The sequence below is a fragment of the Pseudomonas sp. BP6 genome (genome assembly GCF_017875935.1).
In the GTDB taxonomy this organism is placed as follows: Bacteria; Pseudomonadota; Gammaproteobacteria; order Pseudomonadales; family Pseudomonadaceae; genus Aquipseudomonas; species Aquipseudomonas putida_Y.
In genome coordinates this window covers 1,351,249-1,368,267 of sequence record NZ_JAGINI010000001.1, presented here as the reverse complement: position 1 = coordinate 1,368,267, position 17,019 = coordinate 1,351,249, and the positions used below count along the sequence as shown (strand labels likewise).

Here is a 17,019-nt window from a genome sequence, read left to right as displayed (position 1 = left end):
CCCAAGGTTCCGTTGCCGCCTGGGAATCTAGACCAACGCCTCCCGCACTTTTGGGTCAAGCCCCTCCCCCGCGTGGGCCTCGTTCCACTCTGCCAACTGCCGGAGCATCGCCGGCGTCCAGAAGCTCTTCATATGCTGCCGCACCCCTTGCACCGCCAGCGCCCGGTCTGGCTCGCTGTCGAAGTAATGGGCAATCTGGTTGGCCATCTTGACCAGGTTTTCGCTGCTCATCGGCGAACCTCGGCTTTCTCCGCAGTACGGCGCTCTTTCAGCAGGCGCTGCTGTTCATCACTGAAGTCCTGATAGCGCTTTTGCCATTGCGATGGCTGGAACACTTTCACCACTTCCACTGCCGTCACCTTGTACTCGGGGCAGTTGGTGGCCCAGTCGGAGTTGTCGGTGGTGATCACGTTGGCCCCCGACTCCGGGAAGTGGAAGGTGGTGTACACCACGCCCGGCGCCACGCGCGCACTGACCTTGGCACGCAGCACAGTCTGCCCGGCGCGGCTGCCGATACCGACCCAGTCACCGTCGTGGATACCACGGCTTTCAGCGTCGGTCGGGTGGATTTCCAGGCGGTCGGCGTCATGCCAGGCGACGTTGCCGGTACGCCGGGTCTGGGCGCCGACGTTGTACTGGCTGAGAATGCGCCCGGTGGTCAACAGCAACGGGTAGCGGTTGTTGACCTTTTCGTCGGTGGGCACATAGCCGGTGAGCATGAAGCGGCCCTTGCCACGCACGAACTGGTCGATGTGCATGGTCGGCGTGCCGTCTGGCGCGGCGTCGTTGCACGGCCACTGCAGGCTGCCATGACGGTCGATTTCAGCGTAGCTGACACGACGGAAGGTCGGCGTCAGGCGGGCGATCTCGTCCATGATCTCGGAAGGGTGGCGGTAGTTCATCGGGTAGCCCAGGGCGTTGGCCAGGGCCACGGTAGCTTCCCAGTCGGCCTTGCCGGCCAGCGGCTCCATGACCTTGCGCACCCGCGAAATACGCCGCTCGGCGTTGGTGAAGGTGCCGTCCTTTTCCAGGAACGAACTGCCCGGCAGGAACACATGGGCGAACTTGGCAGTTTCGTTGAGGAAGATGTCCTGCACCACCACGCACTCCATGGCGAGCAAGGCCGCCGTGACGTGCTGGGTGTTGGGGTCGCTCTGGGCGATGTCCTCACCCTGGCAGTACAGCGCCTTGAAGCTGCCATCCAGCGCCGCTTCGAACATGTTGGGAATGCGCAGACCCGGGTCGGGCTGCAGGGTCACGCCCCAGGCCTGTTCGAACTCGGCGCGCACGCCCTCGTTGGAGACATGCCGGTAGCCGGGCAGCTCGTGGGGGAACGACCCCATGTCGCACGAGCCCTGCACGTTGTTCTGCCCGCGCAGCGGGTTCACCCCTACCCCTTCTCGGCCGATGTTGCCAGTGGCCATGGCCAGGTTGGCAATGCCCATCACTGCGGTGCTGCCTTGGCTGTGCTCGGTCACGCCCAGGCCGTAGTAGATTGCCGCGTTGCCGCCGGTGGCATACAGCCGGGCCGCAGCGCGGATCTGCTCAGCGGGCACACCACAAACCGGGCCGAGCACCTCGGGGGCGTTTTCTGGCAGGCTGACGAAGTCGCGCCAACGGGCGAAGTCTTCGGTTTCGCAGCGGGCATCGATGAAGCGTTGGGCCAGCAGGCCCTCGGTGACGATCACGTGGGCCAGGGCGTTGAGCATGGCCACGTTGGTGCCCGGGCGCAGTTGCAGGTGCAGGTCGGCGCGGGCGTGCGGCGAGTCGACCAGGTCGATGCGCCGTGGGTCGATCACGATCAGCCGCGCCCCCTGGCGCAGGCGGCGCTTGAGTTGCGAGCCGAACACCGGGTGGGCGTCGGTGGGGTTGGCGCCGATCACCAGCACAACGTCGGCCTGCATCACCGAGTCGAAGCTTTGCGTGCCGGCTGACTCACCCAGGGTCTGCTTCAGGCCATAACCGGTGGGCGAATGGCATACTCGTGCGCAGGTGTCGACGTTGTTGTTACCGAACGCCGTGCGCACCAGTTTCTGCACCAGATAGGCTTCTTCGTTGGTACAACGGCTGGAGGTGATGCCGCCGATGGAGTCGCGCCCGTACTTGAGCTGAATGCGGCGGAACTCGCTGGCAGCATAGGTCACGGCCTCGTCCCAGCTGACTTCCTGCCACGGGTCTTCCAGGCGCTTGCGGATCATCGGTTTGGTGATGCGGTCCGGGTGGGTGGCGTAGCCCCAGGCAAAGCGGCCCTTGACGCAGGCGTGGCCGTGGTTGGCGCCACCGTTCTTGTCCGGGACCATGCGCACCAGCTGGTCACCCTTGATTTCGGCGCGGAACGAGCAGCCAACGCCGCAGTAGGCGCAGGTGGTAATGACCGAACGCTCAGGCTGGCCCAGCTGCACCAGGCTCTTTTCCGTGAGGGTCGCGGTCGGACAGGCCTGCACGCAGGCGCCGCACGACACGCATTCGGAAGCAAGGAAGTTTTCGCCCCCCGCTGCCGCCACCCGCGATTCGAAACCACGCCCGGTAATGGTCAGGGCGAACGTACCCTGGATGTCCTCGCAGGCGCGCACACAGCGGCTGCAGACGATGCACTTGCTTGGCTCGTAGTCGAAATACGGGTTGGAAACGTCTTTTTTCTCGTCCAGGTGGTTGGCGCCGTCATAGCCGTAGCGCACCTCACGCAAGCCCACCTGGCCGGCCACGGTCTGCAGCTCGCAGTTGCCGTTGGCCGAACAGGTCAGGCAGTCCAGCGGGTGGTCGGAAATGTACAGCTCCATCACGTTGCGACGCAGGCCGGCCAGACGCGGGGTTTCGGTGCGCACCACCATGCCTTCGCTGACTGGCGTGGTGCAGGATGCCGGGTAGCCGCGCATGCCTTCGATTTCCACCATGCACATGCGGCAGGAGCCGAAGGCTTCGAGGCTGTCGGTGGCGCACAGTTTGGGGATGCTGGTGCCCAGCATGGCGGCGGCGCGCATGACCGAGGTGCCAGCCGGCACGCTGATGGCGCGGCCGTCGATGCTCAGGCTGACCTGCACTTCGCTTTCGCGGGCCGGGGTGCCGAGGTCGCTGCTTTTATCAGAAGCGGGGTCGAAGAAATTGATCACTGTGCGGCCTCCGTGGTGGTCAGCCCAAAATCGGCGGGGAAGTACTTGAGCGCGCTGGCCACCGGATAGGCAGTCATACCGCCCATGGCACACAGCGAACCGTACTGCAGGGTGTCGCACAGATCGCGCAGCAACAGCGCCTGGTCGTGGCGCTCGGTGATGTCGCTGCTGGCGATCAGCCGGTCAACCACTTCCATACCCCGGGTGGAGCCAATGCGGCACGGGGTGCACTTGCCGCAGGACTCCTCGGCACAGAACTGCAGGGCGAAACGCGCCATGCTGGCCATGTTCAGCGTATCGTCGGCCACCACCACACCGCCGTGGCCGAGCATCGCGCCCACGGCAGCAAACGCTTCATAGTCCAATGGGGTGTCGAAATGGCTGGGGGGTACCCAGGCACCAAGCGGGCCACCGACCTGCGCAGCCTTCAGCGGGCGGCCACTGGCCGTGCCACCGCCATAGCCTTCCACCAGCTCGCGCAGGGTCAGGCCGAACGCGCGCTCTACCAGGCCACCCTGGCGAATGTTGCCGGCCAGCTGGAACGGCATGGTGCCCAGCGAGCGGCCCATGCCGAAATCGCGATAGAATGCTGCACCCTTGGCCAGAATGATGGGCACCGAGGCCAGGGTAAGCACGTTGTGCACCAGCGTTGGCAGGCCGAACAGCCCTTGCAGTGCAGGCAGCGGTGGCTTGGCGCGGACGATGCCACGCTTGCCTTCGATGGATTCGAGCAGCGCGGTTTCTTCGCCGCAAATATAGGCGCCGGCGCCCACCCGTACTTCCAGGTCGAACGCCTGGCCGCTGCCGGCTACGTCAGCCCCCAGGTAGCCAGCGTCACGCGCGATGGCGAAGGCCTGGTCGAGTACCCGGATGGCGTCGGGATACTCCGAGCGCACATAGATGTAGCCCTTGTCGGCACCCACGGCGAGGCCGGCAATGATCATGCCCTCGATCAGCAGGAAGGGGTCGCCCTCCATCAGCATGCGATCAGCGAACGTGCCCGAGTCACCCTCGTCGGCGTTGCACACCACGTACTTCTGCCCGGCACCAGCGTCACGCACGGTGCGCCACTTGATGCCGGCCGGGAACGCCGCACCACCACGGCCACGCAGCCCGGAATCGAGTACTGCGGCAACCACTTCGGCACCGTCCAGCGCAACGGCAGCCTCGAGGCCCGCGAACCCGCCATTGGCACGATAGTCGTCCAGCGACAATGGCCGGGTAATGCCAGCGCGAGCGAACAGCAGGCGTTGCTGGGTCTTGAGATAGGGTATTTCTTCGACCGGCCCCAGTGCCAGCGAGTGGCCACCGGGTTCGCCCGCCAGGGCATCAAGCAGTGACGGCACATCGTGTGGCGTAACCGGACCGAAACCCAGGCGCCCTTGTGCACTGTCGCACTCGATCAGCGGCTCCAGCCAGTAAAGCCCGCGCGAGCTGGTACGCTGGATGTCCAGCGGCAACTGGCGGCGCTCGGCCTCGCGCAGCAGGGCCTCGGCAACCTGATCGGCACCCACGGCGCGGGCAACCGAATCACAGGGAATATACAGCTTCAGCATGCTGAGTCCTCCTGGCAACCGTTGACCAAGTCCCGCAGGCGCTCAGGGGTGAGGCGCGCGTGCACCTGGCCGTCCAGCTCCAGCGCTGGCGAGCAGGCACAGGCACCCAGGCAGTACACCGGGCGCAGGCTGATGGCCCCGTCAGCGCTGGTGCCGTGGTCGTCCAGTGCCAACTGTTCACGCAACTGCGCGGCCAGGGCTTCAGCGCCACGGCTCTGGCACGACTCGGCACGGCACAGGCGCAGGGTGTGACGAGCGGGCGGCGCGGTGCGGAAGTCGTGATAAAAACTGATAACCCCACGCACTTCAGCCAGGCTGAGGTTGAGCGCATGGGCGATCTCGGGGACCGAGGCATCAGGGATGTAACCAATCTCGTGCTGGACGGCATGCAGGATCGGCAACAGGGCACCTGGGGTGTCCTTGTCGCGGTCCAGAATACGCTGGATCACAGGCAGGTGGAGCAATTCATCAGGCATACAGCGGACCTCGGCATCACGGACCCTGCCTGAATGGTTGAAAGGGCAGGTTTCCGGCGTGTTCTGCTGCGGCGCACCGTCCACGTCACAGTTGCGTGGTACTGGCGGCCTCCTCGCCCACGGCCGCACGTCTGCGCGCACTGACCCTTGGGCATCCTGCTAGCATGGCACTTGTGGCGCCGAGGGGTTGTATACGAGCGACCAGGCGCATTCTGAAACCGACGCACGTATTTGCGCCCCGGCATCCTATGCCGCGGCTTGCCGGTCAGGTGTGTCTTGAAACCATCGTTGCATGGCGCCAAGTACTCGAAACCGGACCTGGCCCATTGCCGGGCCTGCCAGACGGCAGCCCCGGCAATGGGCTGCCATCCAGCGTGGCTACGGGACAGAACGCGACTGAATTCAGTCGGTGGACTGCACCGCCGCGGTGTCGGCGGCGGGTGCCGGAGCCTGGGCCTGGGCCTTTGACTTCGCGCGATTGCGTCGGTCCTGGCTGCGTTGCCGCGCAGCTTGCTGCTTGGCATGCAGCGCCTGAGCGGCGGTCACAGTACCCGCGGCCTGACCGTTCAAGTCAAGGCGCGGAGCATTCTCCACCATGCTCGCCCAGTATCGAGCGCCCCGGCACCACGTGGAAATGCCCAGCTTGAGCTGTTCGCGGGTCAACCCAAGCAGCTCCAGGTGTTGCTCGGCATCCTTGAAGATGCCCTCCTTGAGCGGCACCTTGGGGGCCGGGTTGACCGGGAAAGCCAAGGGAAAATGCTTCTGCAGGGGCCAGATCGCTGCCACCGCCGGGTCCATCTCACGCGGCTTCGCCTGCGGGGGCGACTTGCGCTTGGGCGGTTTCGCGCTATCGGCCTTTACCTGCCCTTTTTCCGCCCGCAGGCGGTCTCGTAGCTCAGCTAGTTGTTCAAAACCCATTGTTCATTCACTGCTTCGAAGTTGATTGCGTGGTGCAAGGATACCCCATGCAGCCTGCACATTGCTTGCAGGCCAACTTTCCCGGCTAGCCGAGGCACAACGTACATGCCAGTGCGAAGGCCCTCAGCTGAACACCCAAAGCACGCGTGTGGGCTTGTCGGTCAGGTTGGCGTAACGAAAACGGGCGTGGGGTTGCAGCTGAAAACTGTCATTGGCGTGCAGCGTGACCGGCTCAGCATCGCCCACCCACACGGTCAGTTCGCCTTCGAGCACGAAGCAGCCCTGCTCCGAGCTGTCGTCCAGGTACTCCTCGCCACTGCTGGCCCCCGGCTGCAAATGGCTATCGAGCATGGAGAACGCGCCCGTTATCGAGGGCGATGCCAGCACATCGGTGATGCCTCCCGCCAGGTGCAGCGTGCGACGCTCGTGCGGGCGGGTCACCCAGTCGAGCTCGCGGGGTTTGTCCAGCTTGTAGAAGTAGGCTGTCGATACACCCAGCTCTTCGCTGATGGCTGTGAGATCGGCCACGGTCGGGCGTGATACGCCGCGTTCGACCTGGGACAGAAAGCCCACCGAACGGCCAATGCGCTGTGCCAGTTCGCCCAGCGTCAGGCCCTTGAACTTGCGCAGGTCGCGAATCAGTACTGCCAGGCCTTCGATTTCTTCGTGCACTTTCATGGTTGAATCGCGACTTTCAGACGGGAAATGGATGCCCGGAAAAGTACAGGATTCATTTCACAAAGCAAAATGCTTTGCGGGAGGTGCCTGAGGTGAGATGTACGATTGAGGCACCGATCGAGCACCGCGCGGGCGGCGCTCGATCTCACAGGTGCTGAGAACAGCTAACCAAGCGTTCTGCCCTTACCGAACAGCCTCATAGGTCAGGTCCAGGCACTTGCGGGCTTTCTCCACCAGCTCGTCGATCTCTTCGACACTGATCACCAGCGGTGGCGCGATGATCATGGTGTCGCCCACCGCGCGCATGATCAGGCCGTTGTCGAAGCAGTGCTGGCGACAGATCATGCCGACACCTTTGCCTTCATGACGGGCCCGGGTGGCCTTGTCTTTCACCAACTCGATCGCCCCGAGCATGCCCAGGCCGCGCACTTCGCCTACCAACGGGTGGTCGGCCAGTTCGCGCAGGCGTTGTTGCAGATAAGGCGCGGTTTTATCGTGCACCTGCTGGATGATCTGCTCGTCACGCAGGATCCGCAGGTTCTCCAGGCCTACCGCTGCCGCCACCGGGTGGCCGGAATAGGTAAACCCGTGGTTGAAGTCGCCGCCTTCGCTGATGACCTTGGCCACCTCGTCACGCACGATCACCCCGCCCATGGGGATGTAACCGGAGGTCAGGCCCTTGGCGATGGTCATCAGGTCAGGCTTGAGGTCGTAGTAATCGGTGCCGAACCACTCACCGGTACGGCCGAACCCGCAGATCACTTCGTCGGCGACGAACAGGATGTCGTACCTGGCCAGGATTTCCTTGATCTTCGGCCAATAGGTCTGCGGCGGAATGATCACGCCACCGGCGCCCTGGATCGGCTCGGCAATGAAGGCGGCAACGTTGTCCACGCCAACTTCGAGAATCTTCTTCTCCAGTTGCTCGGCCGCCCACTCGCCGAAGTCAGCCTCGGCCATATCGCCGCCTTCGCCAAACCAGTATGGCTGCGGGATGTGCACGACATCCGGGATCACCCCGCCCTGCTGGTGCATGCCACTCATGCCGCCCAAGGCCGCGCCCGCCACGGTAGAGCCGTGGTAGCCGTTGATACGGCCAATGATAACCTTCTTGTTGTTCTGGCCCTTCAGTGCCCAGTAATGGCGGACCATGCGCAGCACGGTGTCGTTGCCTTCGGAGCCGGAGCCGGTGAAGAACACGTGGTTCATGCCTTGCGGGGCCACCTCGGCGATGGCCTTGGCCAGCTCCAGCGCGGGCGGGTGCGCGGTCTGGAAGAACAGGTTGTAGTAAGGCAACTGCTTCATCTGCTGGCTGGCGACCTCGGCCAGCTCATCGCGGCCATACCCGACTGCCACGCACCACAGGCCGGCCATGCCATCGAGAATCTTGTTGCCCTCGCTGTCCCACAGGTACACACCCTTGGCCGAGGTGATGATGCGCGGGCCTTTCTCGGCCAGTTGCCTGACATCGCTGAACGGGGCCAGGTGATGGTCGCGGCTCATTGTTTGCCAGGCGAGGGTCTGCGAATTCTGTTCACTCATTGACTTCACTCCATCAAGTTGCGCAGCCGTGCTGCGAGGGTACTTTTTACAGGTGGGAAAGGTCGCTGCTCAGGCAGACAGCAACAGCCTCTGACGCAGGACCGAGCGATGCCGGCAGGCCTTGCCAAAGGACTGGAAGATGGCCAGGTAATGTGGGTTATCCATGACCTGGAACTCGGGGTGCCATTGCACGGCCAGGGCAAAACCCTTGCTGTTCTCGACCGAAACCGCTTCCACCAGGCCATCGGGTGCCAGCGCTTCCACCCTCAGCCCGGGGGCCAATACGTCGATGCCTTGGCCATGGATGGAATTGACGTCGAATATCGCCGGCAGGCCCATGCGGTCGAGCATGCCGCCAGGCTCTACATGCAGGGTGTGGCGCGGCCCATATTGCTTGTCGAGAGGCTCACCCTTGCCTTCGCGGTGGTCCATGAACATGCCGGTCTCGTGGACCTTCTGATGCAGGGTGCCACCCAGCGCCACGTTCATTTCCTGGAAGCCACGGCAAATGCCGAGTATCGGTACGCCGGCGGCGATGGCCGCGCGCATCAGCGGCAACGTGGTGGCATCGCGCAGAGGGTCATGATGGGTGCCCGCAGCACTGGCCGGCCCGTTGTAGTGGTACGGTTCGATGTTGGACGGCGAACCGGTGAAGATCAGCCCATCCACCACTTCGAGAATATCGGCGCTGTCCATCAGCTCACCGAGGCTGGGAATGACGATGGGCAGCCCACACGCTGCCTTGGCTGCCGCGCGCGCGTATTTTTCGCTGATGGTCTGGGTTGCATGCAGCCCAATCATGCTGGTGCATGCGGTAATGCCAATCACGGGCACACGTGGCATATCTTCCTCCGGCAAATCCATATTGCGCGTTGTATTGAAACGGTAGAAAGGGAGGGTGCAGCGTCGCTGCACCTACAGGAACCAGCGGTATTCGCGGGCATCGATGTGGTGCATGAAGTCCAGCTGCTCCTGGTATTTGTTTTCGCAATAGACCATCACGAACTCACTGCCCAGGCCTTGGTTGACCACCGGGTGGTGACGCATGGCGGCCAGGGCGCTGAGGGCATCCTTGGGGAAGTCGATGCCGCTCTGGCGGTTGTCGTTCAGCGGGGCGATGGGCTCCACGCCGCGGTCCAGGCCATGCTCCATCCCGGTCAAAATGGCCGCCAGTACCAGATACGGGTTGGCGTCGGCGCCAGCGAGGCGGTGCTCGATGCGCAGGTTGCGCGGGTCGGACTCGGGGATGCGGATGCACGCGTCACGGTCTTCGAACCCCCAGCTGGCCTTGCTCGCCGCGTTGACCATGGCGCCATAACGTCGGTAGGCATTGTGGTTGGGGGCAAAGATCGGCATGCAGTGCGGCAGCAGTTCCAGGCAGCCTGCCACCGCATGGCGCAGCTTGCGCTGTTCGCTTCCCGCCAGGATGTTATTGCCGGCGGCGTCGTACAGGCTGACGTGCACATGCATGCCGCTGCCTGGCGCGTCCAGGTACGGCTTGCTCATGAAGCTGGCACGGTAGCCATGCTTCATCGCGATACCGCGGGTACTGCGGCAGAACAGTGCCGACCAGTCCGCCGCACTTAGGGCATCGTCGCTGTGCGAGAAGTTGATCTCGAACTGGCCTGGGCCCAGCTCTGCGGTGATGACGTTCGCCGGTACGCCCTGCTCGTTGGCGCCGTCGACCATCTCGTGCAGGACCGACGAGAAGCGCGACAGCCGCTCGATGTGCATGTTCGGCTGATCGTCTTCATCCCCGGTTGCCGTGTCGCGCGGATACTGTGGCAGGCCGTTGTCAAGCTTGCGGTCGAACAGGTAGAACTCCAGTTCGAACGCCACCACCGGGCGGATGCCACGTTTGGCCAGACGCTGAAGCACACGCGCCAGCACTTCACGGGGCTCGAACTCGATCGGCTTTGCAGTGCCGTCGGACGTGATCAGCATCTGGGCGATCACTTCCTTTTCCCAGCGCACCGGCTTCAGTGTACCCGGCACCAGGCGCCGGACGGCATCCGGGTCGCCGTCGGCGAAGCAATAGTCCCCAATCGGGTAAAGGCCACCCTGGGTACCCAGCAGCACGCAGTTCTGCGGCAGCTTCAGTGGCGCACCGGCTGCGACTTTCTCCAGCATCTCCATGGGGTAGCGCTTGCCGTAGAAGTGCCCGGGGATGTCCAGCGCAATCAGGTCGACATAGCGAATTGCCGGGTGTTCTGCTCGGAACGAGCGCACTTCAGCCAGCAGATCCGGAAAGATGACACTCATCTTCTTATCCTTGTGAGGTGAACGAATTCAATTGAAGACCCAGAGCACACGGGTGGCTTTATCCGTCAGGTTGGCGTAACGGAACGGCGCATGGGGTTGCAGCTGGAAGCAGTCGTTGGCCTGCAGGGTCACGGCATCGCCCTGGTCCAGCCACACCGTGAGTTCGCCCTCGAGCACGAAACAGCCCTGCTCGGAACGGTCGCTCAAGTACGCCTCCCCACTGGTGGCGCCCGGCTCGAGATGGCTGTCGAGCATGGCGAAGGCGCCTGTGATGGTCGGCGAAGCCAGCACGTCGGTGATGCCCGACTCCAGGTACAGCGTGCGCCGCTCGTGGGGACGCGTGACCCAACCAATGCTGCGGGGCTTGCTCAGGTTGTAGAAGTACGCGGTTGATACGCCGAGCGCTTCGCTGATAGCGGTGAGGTCTGCCACGGTCGGGCGCGAAACGCCGCGTTCGACCTGGGAGAGGAAGCCCACCGAACGGTTGATGCGCTCGGCCAGTTCACTCAAGGTCAGGTTCTTGAATTTGCGCAGGTCGTGAATAAGGATCGCGAGGGCTTCAACCTCTTCGTGCATCTTCATCGTTTCGGACTGCCGTGAAATTTTTAGACTTATTTTTCATGAAAATTTACATGAAAATTTTCACGCGTCAAGCCAAACGATGGAAATGTGCAGCCGCCAACAGAGGGCTTGCTGCGCCGCGTGCCGGATTGACTGCGGTGGCGCGGGTTTCTTTACAGGCGCTCGGCGAGTAGCCTCGTGGGTGAATTCCTCCAGCCCGACCACGTCCATCGCCATGCCAAACGGTTTCCCTGATTTGCCCTCGCTCAATGCGCTACGTGTGTTCGAAGTGGTTGCCCGCCACCTGAATTTCCGCCTGGCCGCCGAAGAGCTGGGGGTGACCCAGGCGGCAGTGGCACAGCAGATACGCGGGCTGGAAGCGAGCCTGGACCTTCGTTTGTTCGAGCGCCTGCCCCGGGGCCTGGCACTGACCGATGCGGGCCTGGGCTACAGCGGCAGCATTCGCAACGCCTTGGCGATGATCGATGAGGCAACCCGCCTGCTGCGGCCACAGGCGGCTCACCTGACGGTCAGCGTGACACCGACCTTTGCCTCCAAATGGCTAATTCCCCGGCTGGGCAACTTTGCGCAAAGCCATCCGGACATCGATTTACGTGTACTGGCCACAGATCGGCTGTCCCACTTCAATACTGACGGCGTGGATATCGCAGTCCGCTATGGCAAGCCCGACTTCGGTGCGGGTTTGAACAGCGAACTGTTGATGGACGACCGTATCGTCGCCGTGGCCAGCCCAACGTTGTTCGAAGCCGGCAAAGCCCCCGCCATCTTCGAGCAGCTTCAAGCGTTCACCCTGCTTCACGATGCCCATGATTTCTGGCCTCGGTACCTCGCACAACTGTTCCCGCAGCACGGGCAAGCGACTGCCAAAAACCTGCGCTTCAATCAGACCTCATTGGCCATCGATGCGGCCATCAGTGGTCAGGGTATTGCGTTGGCAAGCCTGGCGTTCGTCAGTGATGACATCGTCGCGGGCAGGTTGACCCAGGTCTTCGCTCAGCAGCTCAGGCTCGATAAGGCGTTCTATCTTGTGTGGCCACGAAAGATGCAGCAGCCGGAGTCGCTAGGCATTGTCCGGCACTGGTTCAAGCAACAAGCCAGCAATAGATAATCTACTGCATCAGTAAAGTTTAGCTGTCTCCCTCGCCGCCACTTCTGCTGCTAATTTTAGTGCTTCCAGGCAATCATCCATTCGCGTTACGGAGGCAGCATGTCAGTAGAAAAAGTTGCGATCATCACAGCAGGTGGCAGTGGCATGGGCGCGGCAGCGGCACAGCGCCTGGCCGCTGACGGGTTCAAGGTTGGCATCCTTTCCTCCTCGGGCAAGGGCGAAGCACTGGCTGCCGAGCTTGGTGGTATTGGCGTAACAGGTAGCAACCAGTCGGTTGAGGACCTGAAACGCCTGGTCGATGCCGTGGTGGAAAAGTGGGGGCGCATCGACGTGCTGATCAATAGCGCCGGCCATGGTCCGCGCGCGCCAATCCTGGACATCAGCGACGAAGACTGGCACAAGGGCATGGACACCTATCTGCTCAATGTCATCCGCCCGACGCGCCTGGTAACGCCCTACATGCAGCGCCAGAAAGGGGGCGTGATCATCAACATTTCCACGGCCTGGGCGTTCGAGCCGATTGAGCTGTTCCCGACGTCTGCAGTGTTCCGCTCGGGCCTGGCCGCATTCACCAAAATCTTCGCCGACCAATTCGCGGAGGACAACGTGAGGATCAACAACGTCCTCCCCGGCTGGATCGACAGCCTGCCAGCCACCGAACAGCGCCGCGACAGCGTGCCACTCAAACGCTATGGCACCCGCGAGGAAATCGCCGCCACCATTGCGTTTCTCGCCAGCGAAGGCGCTGCCTACATCACCGGGCAGAACATCAAGGTCGATGGCGGCGTGACACGTAGCGTTTGATTGTCTGTCGGCCTGCATGCGTTGCTGCCGTCGCTTCCTGCGAGGATGACGGAGCTGGCCTGGTAGACGGGAGCACCCAGCCTTACACCAACGCGGCCTTCAGCCAAGATGCTTGTCGATCAGTCGCGCGATAGCCTTGGCATGCGTATGTCCGAGGTCATGGCCGGCCCCGGGGAACACCTCCAGCGTGGCATCAGGTATCAATTGCGCTAGCCGCTGAGCAACCGTGATCGGACTGATCGCGTCCTCTGTGCCCCAAAGCAGCAGTACCGGAAGTTGCAGTTCGTGCAAACGGCTGGACAGGTCGGTGCGATCATCCAGGAACCAGCGTGGCAGGTTTGGGTGATCTGCTTCGAACGCCTCGCGCCAGTCCGTAGCACCCAAAGCAGGGAGGTTCAAGCCGCCCGAGGTGGCGGCCAGAACCAAGTGAGTAATCAAGTCGGGGCGCGCAAGTGCGATAAGCACGGCGACGACCCCGCCCATTGATTGCGCCACCAAGGCCGTGGGCCTGTCGATTTCTTCGATCGCCATCGCGGCGAGATGCTTCAAACCGGTGATGTTCGGTTTGGCTGGCGTATTGCCAAATCCAGGCCAGCCCATGTGTTGCACGGCAATTGACGTTTCGAGGGCTTCGGCGACCGGGCACCAGAATTGTGTGTTGCCGGAGGCGCCGGGAAGAAACAGAATCTTTTCGGGGGTATTAGTCATGGCTCGGTCCTTGAGTCAGGGATAAAGAAACTTACGGCCATTCAGCGCTGTTCGCAAATGATGTCCGCTCAGGGCAGTCAGCGCCTCAGGATCGGGCTGAACAGCTTTGCTCGCCCGTGATCGCAGGCCAGTCGACTGATCAGGCCAAGGCGTTTACGCTGGCGTTTTCCCACCTGCACGGAAGCGCTAATGACAGAGACATACCAAGGAAGCTGCTTGTGCGCAGCAGTCTCTTACCTGTTACTCACCCCACCCAAGGCAGTGAGCCACTGCCACTGCAGCCAGTGCCGCAAAAGTCACGGCGCCGCATTCGCTTCGTACGGCAGCATTCCGCGCAGCATGCTGCGCATACTGCGCGGCGCTGCCAGCATCAAGGCCTTCTCTTCATCACCGACGGTTACGCGCGAGTTCTGCACGGAGTGCGGCTCGACCTTGTTCTGGTCACGCGCCCAGGGTGAGTTTGCCGACTGGATTTCGATAGCGCTGGGAACGCTTGATACGCCGTTCCTGCCCAGGAAGCAGAAACATGTTCACGTCGACGCTGCTGCCCCTTGGTACTCACCCTGCAACCCTGACTGATCACCCAGCGCAGGACCAATAGAGCAATCACGGCTAGGCACCTCAGTGCCTGAACAACGGATGCTAGCGCTTACCGCACCTTCCAGAGATTCCGTTCGTTGACTGACTCACAGCACAACCCAAGCTACATGAAACGGTTCGAAACCGTGCTTGCCTACATCGACAGCCACCTCGAAGGTGACCTGTCGGTGAACGCCTTGAGCCGCATCGCCAACTTCTCGACGTTTCACTTCCACCGGCAGTTCACGGCTTACATGGGTGTTCCGGTTTCACGGTATGTGCAACTGATGAGGCTTCGACGCGCAGCGCATCAACTGGTCGCCTCGCCCGCGACGCCCATACTGGAGGCCGCATTCGGCGCCGGCTTCGAAAGCCCCGAAGCCTTTGCCAGAGCGTTCAGGCGCGCCTTCGGCATGGCGCCGAGCGCGTTCGCCAAGGCGCCGAACTGGCAGGCCTGGAGTGCGGTATTCAATGTTCCTCACCGATCCAGGAGTATCACCATGCAGATCCGTATCGTGCATTTCGCCGAAACCCGCGTGGCCGCGCTCGAACACCAGGGGCCGCCCGGCCTGGTCAGCGAAAGCGTCGCGCGTTTTCGCCAATGGCGCATGCAAAGCGGCCAGTCGCCTGTGACCAGCAGCCGTACTTTCGGTATCCCTTACGACAACCCCGACACCACCCCGGCCCACGCCTTTCGCTTTGCCGTGTGCGGCGAGATAGAAGAGGCGGTGCAGCCCAACGATTTCGGCGTGCAAGAACGGGTTATACCGGCAGGGCGTTGTGCCGTGATTCGACATACCGGCTCGCCTGACTACATTGGCGAAACCATCTACCCGCTTTATCGTGACTGGCTGCCATCGAGCAACGAAGAACTGCGTGATCATCCGTTGTTCTTTCATTACCTGAGCGCCTACCCGGAAACACCACTGGAGCAATGGCAAACGGACATCTACGTGCCGCTGAAGTAGGCTGGGCCATGGGTAGCGGGCGTAGCCAACTCGGCCGGCCCAGGCGCATGGCAGGGCAACCGGGCCGGGGATCAGATACGTACCCTGGGTGCCTCGCCATGCGTCTGGAGGCGTGTTTGCTTGCGATAAAAGGCGTGAATAGCCCACACCACCCCTACGAACAACAAGGCTGTACCAAGCGCTTCCATAGGAGACGGCCAGCGTTGGTTGATGAGCAGGCCCATCGTAGTTGCATAAATGGTCCCGCTGGCGATCAATTGCCCGCTCAGCGCCAGCGGAAGACGCCGCGTTGCGATTGACCATGCCCAGGCACCTGCAAGGGTGGCCCCTAACCCCTGAATCAGCCCACAGACGATCAGTGCCTGAGTACCTGCCGAACCGCTCGGATGGCTAGCGAAATGAGACAGTTTCAAGTACAGCCCAACCGGGATGAACGCCAGCATTTCGACGCTGCACATGAAGATCAACATGGCTGACCACAACATGGGAGACATGCTTGGCCGTCGAGCCAACGCACTTTCATTCAACAGGCCAAAACCGGTCCAGAATGCGATTGCCAGCAACGATGCAAGCAACCCAAGCAGTAACGACGCGGTCGGGAGCACTACCGACGCACGGCTAGCATCAAACACGCTCAGATTGACCAGGCTGATGCCCAGGGCCGCCACCAACAGTGGCCCGGCAATGGCACGCCAAGGCACGCTGGCGCTGCGCATGTTGCCGGCAATCGCGAGCACGATCGGTACTGAGCCCATCATCACCGGAGGGATCACCGGCCCGGCTGCCAAAACCGCAGTGGTGATCAGGAAGAAGTAGCCAATGTATCCCAAGAAGCCCAGCAGTGCGGCACAGGCCCAGTCACTCAGTCGCAATTGCCGCACTTCGCTGCGGTAAACGAACAGCACCAGCAGGCTACCTAACCCGGCAAAGGCATAGCTCACCACCGCCAGGTCAAAAAGGCTGTAGTCGCCGACCAACCCCGGAAAGATATAGAGCAGCGACCAGGAAAAGGTGGCGGCAATGGCCGCTAACAAACCCAGGGTCATACGCTCTGCTCCTGCCGCTGGATCCAGCAATGAGCTATTTGCCGGGCAGTGTCGAATACCCGCATGTCCTGGCCCATCGCACCGCTGACAAAACTGCCCTCCAGCAAGATAAACAACCCTTGGGCAACGCCGTCAGGATCGTTTATACCGGCGCTCATGGCCAAGGCAGCAAGGTTTTCGCGTATCCCTTGCTTATGCCGGCTCACCGCCAAATGCACGGGGTGGCTAAACTGGGGGAACTCAGCCGCACTGTTAACGAACAGGCACCCGCGCTCGCTATCTTTCAAAAGAAAGCGTTCATACAAATCGAAAAAGGCGAGCATGCCACTGACCGGATCAGGATGCCCAGCCAGGGTGCGCGCTACCTCTTCACGCCAGCGTCGGTCACGCTCCTCAAGGCACGCCACTATCAGCGCATCCTTGGAGGGAAAATGGCTGTAGAGCGTCATTTTGGTAACGCCCGCCATCGCGGCAATGGCCGTTACCCCGGTGACGTACACACCTTGCGACAGAAACAGCTTCAGCGCGGCATCAATCAAGCGCTCACGGGTGTTGTCCAATTCAAGGCACTCCGGCAAAGGTACGGAGTTGACTATACTGACCGGTAAGATTCAGGTGCATCCAGATACGACCTGAAGCATGGCCGCTACGACATAGACCGCAGCAGTAAAACGTAGGACGT

General features: G+C 62.2%; 17 protein-coding genes. 4 read left to right on the top strand and 13 right to left on the bottom strand.

What is annotated here, in order from left to right:
• Nucleotides 1–27 precede the first annotated feature (27 nt).
• From J3A98_RS06155 to J3A98_RS06110, 10 genes are all read right to left on the bottom strand, one after another.
• Nucleotides 28–231: a formate dehydrogenase subunit delta gene (locus J3A98_RS06155; RefSeq protein ID WP_021785376.1), complete on the bottom strand. Its 204-nt coding sequence runs from the start codon at nt 229–231 to the stop codon at nt 28–30.
• Complete coding sequence (gene fdhF / locus J3A98_RS06150) at nt 228–3,110, bottom strand: formate dehydrogenase subunit alpha (protein ID WP_209964752.1); 2,883 nt, start codon at nt 3,108–3,110, stop codon at nt 228–230. The genes J3A98_RS06155 and fdhF overlap by 4 nt, the downstream gene beginning before the upstream one ends.
• Nucleotides 3,107–4,666, bottom strand: a complete 1,560-nt coding sequence (locus J3A98_RS06145) for a formate dehydrogenase beta subunit (protein WP_176684890.1) — start codon at nt 4,664–4,666, stop codon at nt 3,107–3,109. Before J3A98_RS06145 ends, fdhF begins: the two co-directional genes overlap by 4 nt.
• Nucleotides 4,660–5,142, bottom strand: a complete 483-nt coding sequence (locus tag J3A98_RS06140) for a formate dehydrogenase subunit gamma (RefSeq protein ID WP_209964750.1) — start codon at nt 5,140–5,142, stop codon at nt 4,660–4,662. Before J3A98_RS06140 ends, J3A98_RS06145 begins: the two co-directional genes overlap by 7 nt.
• Before the next feature lie 402 nt (nt 5,143–5,544).
• On the bottom strand, nt 5,545–6,060 hold the full coding sequence (locus J3A98_RS06135) for a ProQ/FinO family protein (protein ID WP_176684888.1): 516 nt from the start codon (nt 6,058–6,060) through the stop codon (nt 5,545–5,547).
• Nucleotides 6,061–6,183: 123 nt separating this feature from the next.
• A complete protein-coding gene (locus tag J3A98_RS06130) occupies nt 6,184–6,738 on the bottom strand; it encodes an XRE family transcriptional regulator (RefSeq protein WP_176684887.1) in 555 nt (184 codons plus the stop codon).
• A gap of 183 nt (nt 6,739–6,921) precedes the next feature.
• A complete protein-coding gene (locus tag J3A98_RS06125) occupies nt 6,922–8,280 on the bottom strand; it encodes an aspartate aminotransferase family protein (RefSeq protein ID WP_209964747.1) in 1,359 nt (452 codons plus the stop codon).
• A gap of 69 nt (nt 8,281–8,349) precedes the next feature.
• Nucleotides 8,350–9,123, bottom strand: coding sequence for a gamma-glutamyl-gamma-aminobutyrate hydrolase family protein (locus J3A98_RS06120; RefSeq protein WP_209964745.1), 774 nt, complete (start codon nt 9,121–9,123; stop codon nt 8,350–8,352).
• A 72-nt stretch (nt 9,124–9,195) separates the two neighbouring features.
• On the bottom strand, nt 9,196–10,542 hold the full coding sequence (locus tag J3A98_RS06115) for a glutamine synthetase family protein (protein ID WP_209964743.1): 1,347 nt from the start codon (nt 10,540–10,542) through the stop codon (nt 9,196–9,198).
• A 27-nt stretch (nt 10,543–10,569) separates the two neighbouring features.
• Entirely contained in the window at nt 10,570–11,124 is a 555-nt protein-coding gene (locus J3A98_RS06110) for an XRE family transcriptional regulator (RefSeq protein WP_209964741.1), read from the bottom strand.
• A 214-nt stretch (nt 11,125–11,338) separates the two neighbouring features.
• On the opposite strand from J3A98_RS06110, the gene J3A98_RS06105 reads away from it, so the two are divergent.
• Nucleotides 11,339–12,232 (top strand): LysR substrate-binding domain-containing protein, encoded by an 894-nt coding sequence (locus J3A98_RS06105; RefSeq protein WP_176684932.1) that lies wholly within the window; start codon nt 11,339–11,341, stop codon nt 12,230–12,232.
• Between the two features lie 99 nt (nt 12,233–12,331).
• Nucleotides 12,332–13,036, top strand: a complete 705-nt coding sequence (locus tag J3A98_RS06100) for an SDR family oxidoreductase (RefSeq protein WP_209964738.1) — start codon at nt 12,332–12,334, stop codon at nt 13,034–13,036.
• Nucleotides 13,037–13,135: 99 nt separating this feature from the next.
• On the opposite strand, the gene J3A98_RS06095 is transcribed toward J3A98_RS06100, so the two are convergent.
• Nucleotides 13,136–13,744 (bottom strand): alpha/beta fold hydrolase, encoded by a 609-nt coding sequence (locus tag J3A98_RS06095; RefSeq protein ID WP_209964735.1) that lies wholly within the window; start codon nt 13,742–13,744, stop codon nt 13,136–13,138.
• A gap of 189 nt (nt 13,745–13,933) precedes the next feature.
• On the opposite strand from J3A98_RS06095, the gene J3A98_RS06090 reads away from it, so the two are divergent.
• Together J3A98_RS06090 and J3A98_RS06085 are read left to right on the top strand one after the other, a co-directional pair.
• Nucleotides 13,934–14,323, top strand: coding sequence for a GFA family protein (locus J3A98_RS06090; protein ID WP_176684880.1), 390 nt, complete (start codon nt 13,934–13,936; stop codon nt 14,321–14,323).
• 128 nt (nt 14,324–14,451) lie between these two features.
• Complete coding sequence (locus tag J3A98_RS06085; protein WP_209964732.1) at nt 14,452–15,291, top strand: AraC family transcriptional regulator; 840 nt, start codon at nt 14,452–14,454, stop codon at nt 15,289–15,291.
• A gap of 71 nt (nt 15,292–15,362) precedes the next feature.
• On the opposite strand, the gene J3A98_RS06080 is transcribed toward J3A98_RS06085, so the two are convergent.
• On the bottom strand, nt 15,363–16,337 hold the full coding sequence (locus J3A98_RS06080) for a DMT family transporter (protein ID WP_209964730.1): 975 nt from the start codon (nt 16,335–16,337) through the stop codon (nt 15,363–15,365).
• Complete coding sequence (locus J3A98_RS06075; protein WP_209964728.1) at nt 16,334–16,897, bottom strand: TetR/AcrR family transcriptional regulator; 564 nt, start codon at nt 16,895–16,897, stop codon at nt 16,334–16,336. Before J3A98_RS06075 ends, J3A98_RS06080 begins: the two co-directional genes overlap by 4 nt.
• Nucleotides 16,898–17,019: the final 122 nt, after the last annotated feature.

Bases quoted from the DNA above. Each gene is read 5' to 3' on its own strand.
- J3A98_RS06155 (WP_021785376.1), bottom strand. From the start codon at position 231: ATGAGCAGCGAAAACCTGGTCAAGATGGCCAACCAGATTGCCCATTAC.
- J3A98_RS06145 (WP_176684890.1), bottom strand. From the start codon at position 4,666: ATGCTGAAGCTGTATATTCCCTGTGATTCGGTTGCCCGCGCCGTGGGT.
- J3A98_RS06140 (WP_209964750.1), bottom strand. From the start codon at position 5,142: ATGCCTGATGAATTGCTCCACCTGCCTGTGATCCAGCGTATTCTGGAC.
- J3A98_RS06135 (WP_176684888.1), bottom strand. From the start codon at position 6,060: ATGGGTTTTGAACAACTAGCTGAGCTACGAGACCGCCTGCGGGCGGAA.
- J3A98_RS06130 (WP_176684887.1), bottom strand. From the start codon at position 6,738: ATGAAAGTGCACGAAGAAATCGAAGGCCTGGCAGTACTGATTCGCGAC.
- J3A98_RS06125 (WP_209964747.1), bottom strand. From the start codon at position 8,280: ATGAGTGAACAGAATTCGCAGACCCTCGCCTGGCAAACAATGAGCCGC.
- J3A98_RS06120 (WP_209964745.1), bottom strand. From the start codon at position 9,123: ATGCCACGTGTGCCCGTGATTGGCATTACCGCATGCACCAGCATGATT.
- J3A98_RS06115 (WP_209964743.1), bottom strand. From the start codon at position 10,542: ATGAGTGTCATCTTTCCGGATCTGCTGGCTGAAGTGCGCTCGTTCCGA.
- J3A98_RS06110 (WP_209964741.1), bottom strand. From the start codon at position 11,124: ATGAAGATGCACGAAGAGGTTGAAGCCCTCGCGATCCTTATTCACGAC.
- J3A98_RS06105 (WP_176684932.1), top strand. From the start codon at position 11,339: ATGCCAAACGGTTTCCCTGATTTGCCCTCGCTCAATGCGCTACGTGTG.
- J3A98_RS06100 (WP_209964738.1), top strand. From the start codon at position 12,332: ATGTCAGTAGAAAAAGTTGCGATCATCACAGCAGGTGGCAGTGGCATG.
- J3A98_RS06095 (WP_209964735.1), bottom strand. From the start codon at position 13,744: ATGACTAATACCCCCGAAAAGATTCTGTTTCTTCCCGGCGCCTCCGGC.
- J3A98_RS06090 (WP_176684880.1), top strand. From the start codon at position 13,934: ATGACAGAGACATACCAAGGAAGCTGCTTGTGCGCAGCAGTCTCTTAC.
- J3A98_RS06085 (WP_209964732.1), top strand. From the start codon at position 14,452: ATGAAACGGTTCGAAACCGTGCTTGCCTACATCGACAGCCACCTCGAA.
- J3A98_RS06080 (WP_209964730.1), bottom strand. From the start codon at position 16,337: ATGACCCTGGGTTTGTTAGCGGCCATTGCCGCCACCTTTTCCTGGTCG.